Origin of the sequence: Paenibacillus whitsoniae (genome assembly GCF_003955665.1) — a bacterium.
GTDB classification, from domain to species: Bacteria; Bacillota; Bacilli; order Paenibacillales; family NBRC-103111; genus Paenibacillus_E; species Paenibacillus_E whitsoniae.
On sequence record NZ_RXHU01000120.1, the window covers coordinates 1 to 14,035 of the forward strand.

13 protein-coding genes are annotated in these 14,035 nt (G+C 53.6%); 12 read left to right on the plus strand and 1 reads right to left on the minus strand.

Annotation, left to right across the window (positions count from 1 at the left end):
- Positions 1-47: 47 nt before the first annotated feature.
- A complete protein-coding gene (locus tag EJQ19_RS29605) occupies positions 48-836 on the minus strand; it encodes an imm11 family protein (RefSeq protein WP_126144839.1) in 789 nt (262 codons plus the stop codon).
- 707 nt (positions 837-1,543) lie between these two features.
- Here EJQ19_RS29605 and EJQ19_RS29610 point away from each other — a divergent pair.
- The 12 genes from EJQ19_RS29610 (at position 1,544) to EJQ19_RS29660 (ending at position 13,878) form a co-directional block, all read left to right on the plus strand.
- The gene (locus EJQ19_RS29610) at positions 1,544-3,058 is read left to right on the plus strand and encodes a sugar ABC transporter ATP-binding protein (protein ID WP_126144840.1); all 1,515 of its coding nucleotides are present in this window, start codon (positions 1,544-1,546) and stop codon (positions 3,056-3,058) included.
- Positions 3,059-3,070: 12 nt separating this feature from the next.
- The gene (locus tag EJQ19_RS29615; protein ID WP_126144841.1) at positions 3,071-4,078 is read left to right on the plus strand and encodes an ABC transporter permease; all 1,008 of its coding nucleotides are present in this window, start codon (positions 3,071-3,073) and stop codon (positions 4,076-4,078) included.
- A 103-nt stretch (positions 4,079-4,181) separates the two neighbouring features.
- A complete protein-coding gene (locus EJQ19_RS29620; RefSeq protein WP_241243144.1) occupies positions 4,182-5,141 on the plus strand; it encodes an ABC transporter substrate-binding protein in 960 nt (319 codons plus the stop codon).
- Positions 5,142-5,250: 109 nt separating this feature from the next.
- Positions 5,251-6,885, plus strand: a complete 1,635-nt coding sequence (locus tag EJQ19_RS29625) for a response regulator (RefSeq protein WP_126144842.1) — start codon at positions 5,251-5,253, stop codon at positions 6,883-6,885.
- The gene (locus tag EJQ19_RS29630; RefSeq protein WP_126144843.1) at positions 6,882-8,657 is read left to right on the plus strand and encodes a cache domain-containing sensor histidine kinase; all 1,776 of its coding nucleotides are present in this window, start codon (positions 6,882-6,884) and stop codon (positions 8,655-8,657) included. Before EJQ19_RS29625 ends, EJQ19_RS29630 begins: the two co-directional genes overlap by 4 nt.
- Before the next feature lie 15 nt (positions 8,658-8,672).
- Positions 8,673-9,647, plus strand: coding sequence for a substrate-binding domain-containing protein (locus EJQ19_RS29635; protein ID WP_126144844.1), 975 nt, complete (start codon positions 8,673-8,675; stop codon positions 9,645-9,647).
- 129 nt (positions 9,648-9,776) lie between these two features.
- On the plus strand, positions 9,777-9,905 hold the full coding sequence (locus EJQ19_RS32935) for a hypothetical protein (protein WP_277600990.1): 129 nt from the start codon (positions 9,777-9,779) through the stop codon (positions 9,903-9,905).
- Positions 9,902-10,300: a DUF3905 domain-containing protein gene (locus EJQ19_RS29640; RefSeq protein ID WP_126144845.1), complete on the plus strand. Its 399-nt coding sequence runs from the start codon at positions 9,902-9,904 to the stop codon at positions 10,298-10,300. The genes EJQ19_RS32935 and EJQ19_RS29640 overlap by 4 nt, the downstream gene beginning before the upstream one ends.
- A 124-nt stretch (positions 10,301-10,424) precedes the next feature.
- Entirely contained in the window at positions 10,425-10,859 is a 435-nt protein-coding gene (locus tag EJQ19_RS29645; protein ID WP_126144846.1) for a BrxA/BrxB family bacilliredoxin, read from the plus strand.
- Between the two features lie 120 nt (positions 10,860-10,979).
- Positions 10,980-11,789 (plus strand): ammonia-dependent NAD(+) synthetase, encoded by an 810-nt coding sequence (gene nadE / locus EJQ19_RS29650; RefSeq protein ID WP_126144847.1) that lies wholly within the window; start codon positions 10,980-10,982, stop codon positions 11,787-11,789.
- Positions 11,790-11,861: 72 nt separating this feature from the next.
- Entirely contained in the window at positions 11,862-13,295 is a 1,434-nt protein-coding gene (locus tag EJQ19_RS29655) for an FAD-binding oxidoreductase (protein ID WP_126144850.1), read from the plus strand.
- A 7-nt stretch (positions 13,296-13,302) separates the two neighbouring features.
- Entirely contained in the window at positions 13,303-13,878 is a 576-nt protein-coding gene (locus tag EJQ19_RS29660; RefSeq protein WP_126144848.1) for an MFS transporter, read from the plus strand.
- Positions 13,879-14,035 lie beyond the last annotated feature (157 nt).

The window sequence follows — 14,035 nt, forward strand, 5'->3', positions numbered from 1 at the left end:
CGAAGAAGCTATGCGACATTATGTCGCATAGCTTCTTCGTTGTTAGCTTAAACTACGTGCCATTTTAAATCATGGAAAATCGGAGGGAAGAATGCAGGAACCATCCATGAGTAATTCCCATCAAATTGCAACTGCCCAATGAGAATTTCCCCATGCTCATTTTTGCACATGCTCCATTGTGCACTGACTACTGTTGCACCTTGTTCTACTAACTCCCGAGCCTGTAAATAAGTGAATTCTGCTCCCTTGTTCTCCTCAATCTTTTTTAACAATTCAGCAAGTCTGAGTTCCCTCGATTCATGAGAATCGGTCGCGTTCCATACTTCCGTAAATTCAAATCCACGGAGTTTGGTTTCTATAACACGTTCTCTAAATTGATCGGAAACAAATACCGGAGCGCTTTTTTGTTGAGGTATTTTAAAAATGTGTTGATTGAGAAGGGGTTCTTGAAAAAAAGTATATTTTTTAATTTGAATAATAATTCCGTTTGCTGCTGATCGAATGACCGATCTATCAACATTCAGGCAGTCGACGAGATTAGTTACATTAATAGCATTTAACTTTTTTGAGTTGTGTTCTAGAGGGAGGATTTGTACGATTCCTTCTAAAAAGTCATTTAGAATTTGAACTGCATGGTCAGTAAATACCGGAATTCCGGAAATCCAATCGGGAGAGTCGCTGTTATCACTATGACCAATCGAGGCGACTTTCAACTTTTTCCAATTACCCTCGAAAGGTTCTCCTGTTCGTAAAATGTCAATTATTCCCTTATGTTCATCATATCTTTCTAAGTTAATTGACTCATCTGTACTTCCTGATAACTTCCATATTCTCATGCAACCATTCCTTTATATGAGATAATTGTAAATGAGTCCCTTTAAAAAATTATATCACATTCAAGGGGAGGATTAACTAGTAAAGAGGTTTAACAGTTCCTAGAGGTAATTGCCCTGTCAAAAGCTCGGATCTAATTTGTTGCATCTCATCTAATACCATTTGTTTGTCGCCCTTAACTCGTACTTAAACTGGCAACATAAAAATCGGTATAGGTTAATTCACAAAGAGTCCAGGGGTACTTTGATTTTTATTTGAATTTCATACTTTTTGTAACAAAGGGTTGTCCAAGGATACGTTGGGAAAGCCTTTTTTTTGATTGTGGGTTATTAAGCGTGGCGAGCGGCATGGGAGAGGCGGGTTGTGGGGAGGAGTGCTAGAATGTCATTCTACGTTCGAACTAAGGTACAATCTTGCAGCAAATTAGCTTCTAGAGATTTGTATCATAACCTTGCAATGATTGAGCTACCTGTAATATCAAAGTCCACCGTTAAGCGAACGTCCCCCATGTACTTAGTCTGGTCTGATGAGTGAACAGCAGGCGCTAATTTTCTGCGAAGATTTATTTTAGTTATCTCAGGTATCTTTCTGGAAACATAAATTTTTCAACGTTTTCCAGAGATTCCTCCACTCTTTTTCCAGCCTCGCCCCGCTACAATGAGGTCATAAGCAGGCCGACAACAGACAGGAGCAAGAGGTGAGCGAACGTATGAGTGAAGATTTACTGCGGATGGAAGGGATCGAGAAGCATTTTCCCGGCGTGCACGCGCTGCAGCAGTGTAGGCTGTCGCTCGCGCCAGGCGAGGTCCTTGCGCTTGTCGGGGAGAATGGTGCAGGCAAATCGACGTTGATGAAAATTGCCACAGGGGTCTATCAGAAAGATGAAGGAACCATCCGAGTCCATGGGCGGGAGGTGGAGATCCCCAACACCCGCGCCGCGCAGCTGCTCGGCATCTCCATGATTCATCAGGAGCTGAATCTGATGCCGGATCTGACGATTGCGCAGAACATCTTTATCGGGCGCGAGCCGCGACGAGGCATCAAGCTGTGGGTGGATGAGCGCAAGCTGAACGAGCAGGCGCAGCGGCTGCTGGATGAGATGAACCTGCCGCTCGACCCGCGCACGCGGGTATCCGAATTGACTGTCGCGAAGCAGCAGATGGTGGAGATCGCCAAAGCGCTCTCGTTCCAATCGCAGGTGCTGATCATGGATGAGCCGACGGCGGCGCTGACGAACGCCGAGATTGAGGAGCTGTTCCGCATCATCCAGCGGCTCAAAAGCAAAGGTGTCGGCATCGTGTACATCTCACACCGGATGGAAGAACTGAAGCGGATCTCCGACCGCATCACGGTCATGCGCGACGGCCGCTACATCGACACGGTGCCGACGGCGTCCACGACGATCGACCAGATCATCGCGATGATGGTCGGCCGCGAGCTGTACGTGAGCCCGCAGCAGGCGAGCGCGCATTCCGATACCACGCCTCCCGCCAAGGTGCTGGAAGTCAGCAATCTCACGCGCGGCAACGCCGTGAAGGACGTTTCCTTTCACCTCGCCAAAGGTGAAATTCTCGGCTTCGCCGGCCTGATGGGCGCGGGGCGTACGGAGGTGGCGCGGGCGATTTTCGGCGCCGACCCGATCGACGCCGGCGACATTCGCATCCACGGCAGCGCCGTCACGATCCGCGGGCCGCACGACGCCGTGAAACACGGCATCGGCTATTTGTCCGAGGACCGCAAGCGGTACGGGCTCATGGTCGAGATGGACGTGAAAACGAACATCGCGGTTGCCTCCTACCGCAGCGTACGACGCCGGCTGTTCGGTTGGATGCAGGACGGCCGAATCGGGCAGCACGCGCAGCATTATGTGGAAGCGCTTCAAATCAAAACGCCGACGATCCATCAACCGGTCAAATTCCTGTCCGGCGGCAACCAGCAGAAGGTCGTCATCGGCAAATGGCTGCTGCGCGACTGTGACATTCTCATCTTCGACGAACCGACGCGGGGCATCGATGTCGGCGCGAAGACCGAAATCTACAAGCTGCTGGACGATCTAGCGGCACAGGGCAAGTCGATTATTATGATCTCCTCTGAACTGCCGGAGATTTTGCGTATGAGCCATCGCATCATGGTCATGTGCGAAGGGCGCATTACAGGAGAGCTTACGCAGCAGGAAGCGACCCAGGAAGCAATTATGCGATTCGCTACGATGCGAATCAGTTAGGAGAGGAACCCCATGTCAACCAGGCTCGCGCAAGCTTACAAAAAGACACTCCCCGCCTTGTCCGGGCAGAGTGGGGCCGCGCAAAAGCTGCTGGCCTTCACCAGCTTGATTGTACTTGTACTTATTTTCTCAGTGTCGTCGGGCAACTTTTTCCAGTTCGACAATCTCGTCGCCATTATGCTGTCCACCGCCGTCATCGGCGTGCTGGCGCTGGGCTCCACGTTTGTCATTATCACCTCGGGCATTGACCTCGCTGTCGGTACGGTGATGACGTTTGCCTCTGTCATGGCGGGTGTTATCATCACGACGTGGGGGCTGCCGATGCCGCTCGGCATCGTCGGAGGCATTCTCACCGGCGCCGTCTGCGGACTTATCAGCGGTCTGCTCGTCGCGAAGATGCGCATCCCGCCGTTCATCGCAACTCTTGCGATGATGATGGTCACCAAGGGCTTATCGCTGGTCATTTCGGGGACGAAGCCGATTTATTTTAACGATACCCCCGCCTTCACGAAAATTTCGATGGGCTCGCTGATCAGCGACCTGATTCCGGGGTTGGAAATTCCGAACGCTGTCTTGATCTTCTTCGGAGCGGCGATCATCGCAAGCCTCATCCTTACGAAGACGATTATCGGCCGCTACAATTTTGCGCTGGGGAGCAACGAAGAGGCGACGAGGCTGTCCGGCGTCAATGTGGACTACTGGAAAATCATTATCTATACCCTCACCGGCGTGTTCAGCGGTATCGCGGGCATTATGATGGCGTCGCGCCTGAATTCTGCGCAGCCTGCGCTGGGCTCCGGTTATGAGCTGGAAGCGATCGCAGCGGTCGTCATCGGCGGTACGTCGCTTAGCGGCGGCAAGGGCTCGATTCTCGGCACGGTGATTGGCGCCTTGATTATGAGCGTGCTGACAAATGGGCTGCGGATTCTATCGGTCAAGCAAGAGTGGCAGACGGTCATCGTCGGCATCGTGATCGTGCTGGCTGTCTACGCCGACATGATGCGACGCCGCAAGAAATAACGGTATCCACTCCGCAAGGAGCTGTTATACACAAATTCAAATCAAGGGGCGATGAACAGTGCGTTCGATCACAAAGAAAATAGCGACAGGAGCTTCTCTAGTCTTGCTTTCCTCAATTCTACTAAGCGCATGCGGTTCCAGCACAACGACAACCAGTTCCACTTCAGGCGGGACGACTACCACAGTGAAGTCCGACAAGATTTACATTCCGGTGATCTCCAAAGGGTTCCAGCATCAGTTCTGGCAAGCCGTTAAGCAGGGTGCGGAAAAAGCGGCGAAAGAGTTCAATGTGGAGATTACGTTCGAAGGGCCCGAGACAGAGACGCAGGTCGATAAGCAAATTGAAATGCTGCAAGCCGCACTGGGCAAAAAGCCGCAGGCCATCGCCTTCGCAGCCCTGGACAGCAAGGCGGCGACGCCGCTGCTCGAGAAGGCCAAGGCGAGCAAAATCCCGGTTATCGGCTTCGACTCGGGCGTCGACAGCGACATTCCGGTGACGACGGCCGCCACCGATAACAAAGCCGCCGCAGCGCTGGCTGCCGACAAGATGGCGGCGCTCATCGGCAATGAGGGCGAGATTGCCCTGGTCGTGCACGACCAAACGAGCCGCACGGGCGTCGACCGCCGGGACGGTTTCACGAATCGGATTAAGGAGAAATATCCGAACATCAAGATTGTCGACACGCAGTACGGCGGCGGCGATCAGCTCAAATCGACGGATCTGGCCAAGGCGATTATTCAGGCGCATCCGAATATTAAAGGCTTTTTCGGCGCCAATGAAGGCTCTGCTATCGGTGTGCTCAACGCGGTAACCGAGCTCAAAAAGGATAAAATCGTTGTCATCGGATACGACTCCGGCAAACAGCAGTTGGACGCGATCCGCAGCGGCAAAATGGCCGGCGCTATCACGCAGGACCCGATCGGCATCGGCTATTGGTCGGTCAAAGCGGCGGTGCAAGCTATCAAAGGGGAAACTGTGCCTAAAAACATCGATACCGGCTTCCACTGGTATGACAAAACGAACATCGATTCACCGGACATCAAGGCGCTGTTATACGAGTAAAAGCGAAGGGGCTGCTCGATTTTGAGCGGCCTCTATTGCCAGTTCCTAGGGGAGCTGTATACAATACAGCTATTAAGGCCTGTCTCGATTTCACCGGAGGTGAGTGCGCATGTACACCATTATGCTAATTGACGATGAAGATGAGGTCAGAGAAGGCATCAAGCGGAAAACAAATTGGGCAGCCTGCGGCTTCCAGATGGTCGGCGATTACGACAACGGCCGAGATGCACTGGATGCGATCGAGCGTATGCAGCCTGACGTCGTCATTACGGACATTTGCATGCCGTTTATGGACGGCTTGCAGTTGACAGAGCGGGTGGCGGCGCAATACCGTACGACCAAGGTTGTCATTGTAACGGGCTATGAAGATTTCGACTACGCGAAGCAAGCGATTAGACTCAAGGTCAAGGACTACTTGCTTAAGCCGATTAACAGCGCGGAATTCACTGAATTCCTGCAGAAGCTTCGCCAGGAGCTGGACGAGGAACGCGCACAGCGGGAGAATATCACTTTTTTGCGGCATCAGTTTCAGGAGAATCTGCCTCACCTGCGCGAAAGGTTTCTGGAACGGATGGTCACGACGGGCTTGCGGCGGGAAGAAATCGCCAGCAAGCTGCCCATGCTTGGGCTAAAGCTTGGCGTGGAGAGCGAAGAGGGTACACAGGCTCACGTTCTGCTAGCGCTCGAAATCGACGCATTCGGCCGGGAGAGCTACCAGGATCAAGCGGCGGAAGAAGAACTGCTGCGATTTGCAGCGTACAACATTTGGCATGAAATTGTGGAGGGGGAGCAAGGCGGCGTTGTGTTTCGGACACGCGACGACAAGCTGGTCGGGCTTGTCACGAGTGAGCCGGCGAGGGTCGAAGTCGTCAGTCAGATGCTGGCGGAGCAGGTATTATCCTGCATCGAGAAATATTTGGGAATGAGGGTGTCCATCGGGATCAGCCGGTCGTACGCATCCCTGCAGGATCTTCCTAAAGCTTATCAGGAAGCGCTTACATCTCTGGACTATCGCTTTCTGCTTGGTCAGCACCGCATCATTGCCATTGGCGATATGGAATTCGGCCGAAGCCTCGACCATACGGCCTATGTGCGGGTCGAGAAACGGCTAATTGCAGCGATCAAAACCGGCGAAAAAGACGTGATCCCCCCGACGCTGCGCGACTGGATGGAGGGGATGAAGACGGCTGGCTGCTCCGTAGAAGCCTGTTACGGCAAGCTGCATAAGCTCCTGGTCGCGTTAATGCAAGCCGGTGTGGAGACCGGATTGGCCGAAGATGCCGTGCTGAGTGACCACGCATTCACAGAACTGTACAGCCGCAAGACGCTGGATGCGGTCCGGGAGTGGCTGGAGGCCGTCTGCCTCGCTTTTGTGGAGCGCATTGCGGAGAACCGGATGCATGCCTCCAACGCGCAGCTCCAAGCAGCCATTGCTTACATCCACGAGCATTATGCCGACGAGGAGCTTTCGCTGCAGCAGGTGTGCAACCACATCTACATGAGTATGAGCTACTTCAGCGCGCTGTTTAAGCCGCACACCGGAGAAACGTTCATTGAATACGTGACGCGATACCGTCTGGAGCGGGCCAAAGAGCTGCTGCTGACCACAACGCTCAAAACCTATGAACTCGCCGCACAGGTTGGCTACGGGGATCCGCAATATTTTAGCGTCATCTTCAAGCGCCATACCGGTATGACCCCCAAGGAATTCAGAGCGGGCGGCAAGATCGGTCAGCGCTTATGAGAGGAGCTATAGGGTCGCTGCAATTTAAAAGCATTCACACCAAGTTCGCCTTGGCATTCTCTCTGTTGATTCTGTGTACGACGGTTATTCTCAGCTATAGCGCGTATCGGCTCTCTACGGTAGCTGTTACGGACGCTTCGCTGACTTACACGACCCAATTAATCGAACAGGTCAACAAGAATATCCAGACGTATATCGGGAATATGGAAAGCATTTCAGCACTCTCGTTAAGCAGTGCCGATCTCAAGCAGTATTTGTCGCTGCGGAGTCCGCAAACGCCGGAAGGTGTACGGCTGGGGCAGGAGATCAGCTCCTATTTCTCGGCAATTGTCGCTTCGCGCAATGACATTGCCTCTATCGTACTGGCGGCCTCGAACGGGGCGGTGGTGTCGGATCGCATATCTCCGCGACTCAGGCCTTACGCCGAGCTTGTTGCGCAGGAATGGTATGCCAAGGCGAGCCGCAGCAAGGGGGATATCGTGATCTCTTCCTCCCATGTACAGCGCGTCTTCCAGGACGAGTACAAGTGGGTAGTTTCGATCTCGAAGCAGATGCCAAGCCCGGAGCCGGGGGCGGCCAATGGGGTGCTGCTGGTCGATCTGAATTTTAACATCATTAACGACCTTTGCAATCAGATCCAGCTCGGCCAGCGCGGCTACGTATTCATTCTTGATGAAACCGGCGATCTGATCTATCATCCGCAGCAGCAGCTCTTATATTCCGGGCTCAAAACGGAAGACATCCGCGCGCTCATGCAAGCGAAGGATAGTTCCTTTGAAGCGCAGCTGACGGATGAAAATAAAATATACACCGTCCGTACGACCAGCTTCGGCTGGAAAATCGTTGGCGTCACCTACGCCGGAGATCTCAGCGGCAATAAGCGGGAGATGCAGCTGACGTCCGCCATCTGGGGCGGCATTGCGCTGCTGATCGCAGCGACGATTTCCGTCCTGCTGTCGATCACATTGACCCGGCCGATCAAGCAGCTCGAGGCGCATATGAAGCAGGTGGAGAAGGGCAACTTTGATATTCGCGTCGAGGTGGAGGGCGTGAATGAGATCAGCAAGCTGTCGCGCACCTTCAATCTCATGATCGGCAAGATCAAGGAGCTGATGAATCAGACTGTGCAGGATCAGGAAGTGAAGCGGATTTCGGAACTAAAGGCGCTGCAGGCGCAGATTCAGCCGCATTTTCTGTACAACACGCTCGATTCGATCATTTGGATGGCGGAACTCGGCAAGGTGGAGGATGTCGTCACGATGACCTCGGCGCTCTCCAAGCTGCTGCGTTCCAGCATTTCCAAGGGGGAGGAGCTGATTCCGATTCGCGTGGAGCTTGCCCATATCGAGAATTATTTAACGATCCAACATATCCGTTACCGCAACAAATTTACGTATGCGATTGACGTAGAAGAGGAGCTGCTGGACTGCCGGATTTTGAAAATCGTGCTGCAGCCGCTCGTAGAGAACGCGATCTATCACGGGATGAAGCATCTGCCGGAAACCGGGCATATCCAGATTACGGGCCGGAAACGGGATGACGTGATTGTCCTCACAGTGAGCGATAACGGCGTTGGCATGAGCGAGGAGCAGCTGCGAGCATTGAAGCTCAAAGCGCATGGCGCATCAGATGGCAAGGGCTTCGGTCTGCACAATGTGAATCATCGCATTCAGCTGTATTTTGGCGAGAAGTACGGGCTGCAATTTGAAAGCGAGCTGGAGGAAGGCACGACGATTACGATGATCATCCCGTCGCTGCCCGGCGAAGGCTAAGGAGGGACAGACGCTATGAAAATAAAAGCTGCAGCTGCCGTACTTGCGGCGGTCGTCATGCTGGGAGCAGGCGGCTGGCTGCTCTCCCGAAGCTTGGCGCCGCGTAATGAGGCTATCGTGCTCATTCCCAAAACGACCGATCCTCGCGTGGAATTTTGGCAGGTGCTGAATCAAGGTGTGATGGCCGCGGCGAAAGAGTATAAGGCGGACATTCAAATCAAAGGCGCTTCGGCTGAATCACAGATTGACGAGCAGATCAAGATCGTGGAAGAGACGATCGCGGAGAAGCCGAAGGCGATCATTCTGGCGGCTTCCGATTATAATCGGCTTGTCCCGACAGCGAAAAAAGTTATCGACGCCGGCATCACGCTGATCACCGTCGACTCCGGGTTGGCGGGCGGCGTATCGGCCAGTTTAATTGCGACGGACAACTATGCGGCTGGGCGCAACTTGGTGGAAACGATGCGCGGGTATGTGCAAGGGCCGGCGACATATGCCATCGTTAGCTTCGTCAAGACGTCCGACACGCAGATCGATCGGGAGAACGGTGTGAGGGACGGTTTGAAGGGCGATCCTTCGGCGACCGTCATCGAGACGCTGTACAGCAACAACTCGGAAGACGAGGCGTACAAGCTGACGAAGCAGCTGCTGCAGGAGCGCTCGGACATTCGGGGAATTTTCGGCCTGAACGAGGTATCGACAATCGGTGCGGCCCGGGCGCTCAAGGAAATGGACCCCGGCAGGACCATCAAGCTCGTCGGCTTCGACAACTCGATGAATGAGGTGTCGTTCATGGAAGCGGGCATCCTGCAGGCGACGGTGGTGCAGAAACCTTTTAACATGGGCTACTTGGCTGTAAAGACGGCGCTGCAAGCGCATCGCGGAGATCCGGTCAGCCGGAAGATCGATACGGGCTCCGAACTAATCACCAAGGAGAACATGTATACGAACGAGAATCAGAAGCTGCTGTTCCCTTTTGTCGGCAAGTAGGCGGGGCGTTTCGCCAATTTCCCAGGAAATAGTCGAAGGTTTGTCGAAACGGCGCGGCAGAGCAGGGGGAAGATGGGAATGATCCGGCTCACTTTGTCACATACTACGTGCAGAAGGGAGCTGAAAGACATGAGCAGCAACGATTCCAAAACGCAAATTCAGCAAGAAGAGCAAAATAAACAGCGCGGCCAATCCACCTCTGGCAAAGAAGGGTTCGTCGATAAGAAATTGGACGGCCCGAACCGCCCCTCGACATGAGTCAGGAGAAGAAGCCCCAGGCAGGGCAGAAACAAAGTCAGAGTCAGAGCGATCTCGATCCATATGAAATTGAGTTTTTGCCGCAGTTCGAGCAGGGGCGCGGGCCGCGGGCTGCGTTTGTGAACGAATACGGCGTGACGATCGGCGATCATGACTATGAGTCCGACAACTCGCCGCTCGAGCAGTGGACCGATGACACCGACCCCTCTGTGATGGCGGGAGATCAGTGGGTTCACCCCTATAAAGATGTCGGGTTTCAGACGGCGGAGAACCGGGATATTTTCGAAAAAGGGATTGCGCCGCAGAGCGGCATTTTCATGCATCCGGATAAGAATGTGGCCGTTGATCCCGGGGATACCACGACACAGAAGCAAAATGGGGAAGCGGAAGCCTAGAGCTTTCGCTTTCTTCTTTGTGTGCCCATGGGCGGACGTGGGACTTTGCTTTCATCGCCATCGGATGTATAATCAGGGTAATGACGTTTTGAAAGCAACTATTATATCCTAAGGGGTGGCACATATGGCAATGTCATTTGATTCTTACATGAAAGACATGGTTAAACCGATGAGAGAGGATTTGACTCGTCTCGGGATCACAGAGCTTTTGACGCCGGAACAGGTGGAAGAAGCAATGGAAAAATCGAAAGATGGCACGATGCTGCTCGTCATCAACTCCGTATGCGGATGCGCAGCCGGTCAATGCCGTCCGGGCGTAGCGAAAGCCTTGCAAAATGAAAAGCTGCCAACGTATACGTACACCGTGTTCGCAGGCCAAGAGAAGGATGCGACAGCGAAAGCGCGTGAGTATCTGGCACCGTATCCGCCGTCCTCGCCATCCATCGCCCTGTTCAAAAACGGTGAGCTGGTGCACTTCATTCAACGTCACCAAATCGAAGATCGCTCCGCAGATATGATCGCCGGCGACCTTACCGGTGCATTCAACCAATACTGCTAAAAACGAAAAGCCCGCCCTGCATCCTTGCATCGCGGGTTTTTCTCCAAATTGGACACTGGCAGGTCAGACCCTGTATAGGGCGGGCTTGCAATCAAATATAGATAAAAGGTGGAGAGTCCCATGAGTTTGCAGCAAGAGATTATTGCCAAGCTCGGCGTGAAGCCGACGATCAATGTAGATGAGGAAATCCGGAAGCGCGTGGACTTCCTGAAGGAATACGTGCTCGGCGCCAAAGCAAACGGCCTCCTGATCGCGATCAGCGGCGGGATCGACAGCGCGGTCGCGACAGGCCTCTGCAAGAAAGCGACAGACGAGCTGACGGCAGAATCCGGCAAAGAGTACAAAACGGTTGGCGTGTTCCAGCCCTACGGCGCGCAAGTGGATATCGAGGACAGCTATGCGGTGGCGCGAGCGTTCGATTTGAAATATCAAATCGAGAATAATATCCAGGAAGCCGTTGACGAAATGGCGATCGAGGCCGAGTACGGCCTCAAGCAGATCGGCGTGCACCAGCACCTGAGCCGCGGCGGCAAAGGCAATATCAAGGCGCGCACGCGCATGGTGATGCAGTATGCGATTGCGTTTGAGCTGGGCTTGCTCGTTGTGGGCACAGACCATGCGTCCGAGGCCATCACAGGCTTCTACACGAAGTACGGCGACGGCGCGGTCGACATTACACCGCTGAGCTCGCTGAACAAGCGCCAAGTGCGCTCGCTCGCGGCAACGCTGGGCGTGCCGCAAAGCGTGCTGGATAAAGCGCCGACAGCCGGCCTCTGGGACGGTCAGACGGACGAAGGCGAGCTCGGCATTACATACGGCGACAACAGCGACTATCTGGAAGGCAAGCAAGTGTCTCCGGAGGCGCAGGCGAAGCTGGAGTCGCAATATGTGAAAACGGAGCACAAGCGCAGCCCGATCCCGGGAATTTAGGGTTTGTGCTGGTGGATGGGGCTGTCTCTTAGGAGGCGGCCCTTTTTGCTATTCAAGAAGGGAGAGGTGCCGATGAAGAAGGGCATCGCTTTGCTGCTGCTACTGGCGGTGTGCTTATTGAACTACGTTCAACACGATGTCCCCGATCAGGATCCGTTTGCTTTCACGGACTATAGCCGTCTGCATCCCGTGAAAGTGGAGCGTGTGGTACAGGGGCATGAGGAGCAGCAGTTGGTTGCGTTGATTCAAGAGGCGAAGCAGAAGCATCTGACGGTCTCCATCGCCGGCAAGCGGCACAGCCAGGGCGGCCATACCTACTATAAAGACGGCATCGTGGTTGATATGACGAGCTTCAACCGTATTTTATCCCTGGACCCGGCGGCCAAAACCATTCGCGTTCAGGCGGGAGCAACGTGGGCGGATATTCAGAACGCGGTAAACCCCTACGGTTTATCGGTGCGAACGATGCAATCCCAAAATATTTTTACCGTTGGCGGCTCCATCAGCATTAATGCGCATGGACGTGACATTCGAAACGGCTCGCTCATCCAAAGTGTGCAGTCTTTCCGATTGCTGAACGCGGACGGGGACATCATCGAAGTGAGCCGAAGCGAGCATGCGGAGCTGTTTCCCTTAGTGCTTGGCGGGTATGGGTTATTCGGAATTATTCTGGATGTTACGCTGAGCTTGACGGACAATGAGATGTATACGATAACGAGCGATGCGATGAGCGTGGAGGCATACAGCACTTATTTTAAAAATCATGTTCTGGCCAACCCCGCGATTCGGCTGCATATCGCACGGCTTTCGGTTGCACCGGATACGTTCCTATCGGATATGTACAGCATGAATTACCAGGTCGATCCATCCGTCCCGCTGCAGGGCAACGACCGATTGAAGCAGAGAGAGAGCTGGGTCGTCCCCAGTAAGCTGCTGTTCAATCTCAACCGTTCCTTCACGTGGGGGAGAGACGCCTTCTGGGCGTGGCAGAAGCGGTATTTTGCCGCGCAGCAAGGCCGCACGATTTCTCGGAATAACGCCATGCGCTCGGAATCCGAGTTCATGGAAGATCGGCAGGCCGGGGAAAATGATGTGCTGCAGGAGTATTTTATTCCGGTTGGGAATTTTGCTGCATTTGTCGAGTCGTTTAGGGATGTCCTGCGCCAAGAGGATTTGAATTTGCTGAACATTACCGTGCGGTATGTCAACCGGGATGAGGAAGCCGCGCTTTCGTATGCGCAAGCGGACATGTTCGCCCTCGTGTGTCTGTATCATGTGCCGCTTGCTGCTGGGGATCAGTCCCAGGTAACGGCTGCTATGCAGCGTATTCTGGATGCCGTTCTCCAGCATAACGGAACGTATTATTTGCCGTACGCTCCTTATCCAAAGCTGGAGCAGTTTCGAGCGGCGTATCCGGGGCAGGCGGCATTTTTCCAAATGAAGGACCGCTATGATCCGGGTCATGTGTTCATGAACTATTTTTATGAAGATTATAAAGGAGAGTAGTCCCCGCATGGATATGAAATGGCTGATCCGCTCCCAAAGCATCGTCACGCTGGCGGCCGGGATGATCTACCTGTACTACTTGCTTTTTTTGAAAAATCTCGGCAACAGCTACTCCAAATACGGCTTGGCTTTTGCCGTGTTCACCGTGAGTTCGGCCGCCGTTTCCGGGTGGCTCGCCCCGAAGGTCGATCGGTACAGTATGCACATGCTCGTTGCGAGCTCGTTTGGGATGATGGCGGCCATGCTGCTGTTTCCCTGGGTACTGTCTTACACGTGGGTACTGATCCTGCAGCTCTTGATGGGCGTCTGCAATGCCATGCAAAAAATGAGCGAACGCGTCATTCTGGCAGATTACACGGAACAGGGGGCGCGGGGGCCGGTTATCGGATCGTACCACTTTTGGACATCGGTTGCGTCCGGATTTGCCGTTATTCTGGGCGGATATGTGATCGATTGGTTGACGATGAATGCGCTTTTCTACTTGAGCGCGCTTTTGTATGGCGTGAGCGGGTGGGGGATTGCGAGGCATAGCAGGCGGCAAAGGAAAAATAGGCATGACCCTCGGTGTCATGGGCTTGGATGAAAATTTCATCTCAGTGTGAAAAAAGGCTCGACCGTCTTCACTGGACGGAGGCGTTTCCTGACGGTATCCTCAAATAAGGGTGGTAAACCACGCTTATTCCTGGATTCAGCCCGAGATTGAAGAAAATAGAATAGGCAATGGATCTCTGTCAAGATAG

Excerpts from the sequence above, each read along its gene's own strand:
- EJQ19_RS29605 (WP_126144839.1), bottom strand. The coding sequence starts at position 836 with ATGAGAATATGGAAGTTATCAGGAAGTACAGATGAGTCAATTAACTTA.
- EJQ19_RS29610 (WP_126144840.1), top strand. The coding sequence starts at position 1,544 with ATGAGTGAAGATTTACTGCGGATGGAAGGGATCGAGAAGCATTTTCCC.
- EJQ19_RS29615 (WP_126144841.1), top strand. The coding sequence starts at position 3,071 with ATGTCAACCAGGCTCGCGCAAGCTTACAAAAAGACACTCCCCGCCTTG.
- EJQ19_RS29625 (WP_126144842.1), top strand. The coding sequence starts at position 5,251 with ATGTACACCATTATGCTAATTGACGATGAAGATGAGGTCAGAGAAGGC.
- EJQ19_RS29630 (WP_126144843.1), top strand. The coding sequence starts at position 6,882 with ATGAGAGGAGCTATAGGGTCGCTGCAATTTAAAAGCATTCACACCAAG.
- EJQ19_RS29635 (WP_126144844.1), top strand. The coding sequence starts at position 8,673 with ATGAAAATAAAAGCTGCAGCTGCCGTACTTGCGGCGGTCGTCATGCTG.
- EJQ19_RS32935 (WP_277600990.1), top strand. The coding sequence starts at position 9,777 with ATGAGCAGCAACGATTCCAAAACGCAAATTCAGCAAGAAGAGCAAAAT.
- EJQ19_RS29640 (WP_126144845.1), top strand. The coding sequence starts at position 9,902 with ATGAGTCAGGAGAAGAAGCCCCAGGCAGGGCAGAAACAAAGTCAGAGT.
- EJQ19_RS29645 (WP_126144846.1), top strand. The coding sequence starts at position 10,425 with ATGGCAATGTCATTTGATTCTTACATGAAAGACATGGTTAAACCGATG.
- nadE (WP_126144847.1), top strand. The coding sequence starts at position 10,980 with ATGAGTTTGCAGCAAGAGATTATTGCCAAGCTCGGCGTGAAGCCGACG.
- EJQ19_RS29655 (WP_126144850.1), top strand. The coding sequence starts at position 11,862 with ATGAAGAAGGGCATCGCTTTGCTGCTGCTACTGGCGGTGTGCTTATTG.
- EJQ19_RS29660 (WP_126144848.1), top strand. The coding sequence starts at position 13,303 with ATGGATATGAAATGGCTGATCCGCTCCCAAAGCATCGTCACGCTGGCG.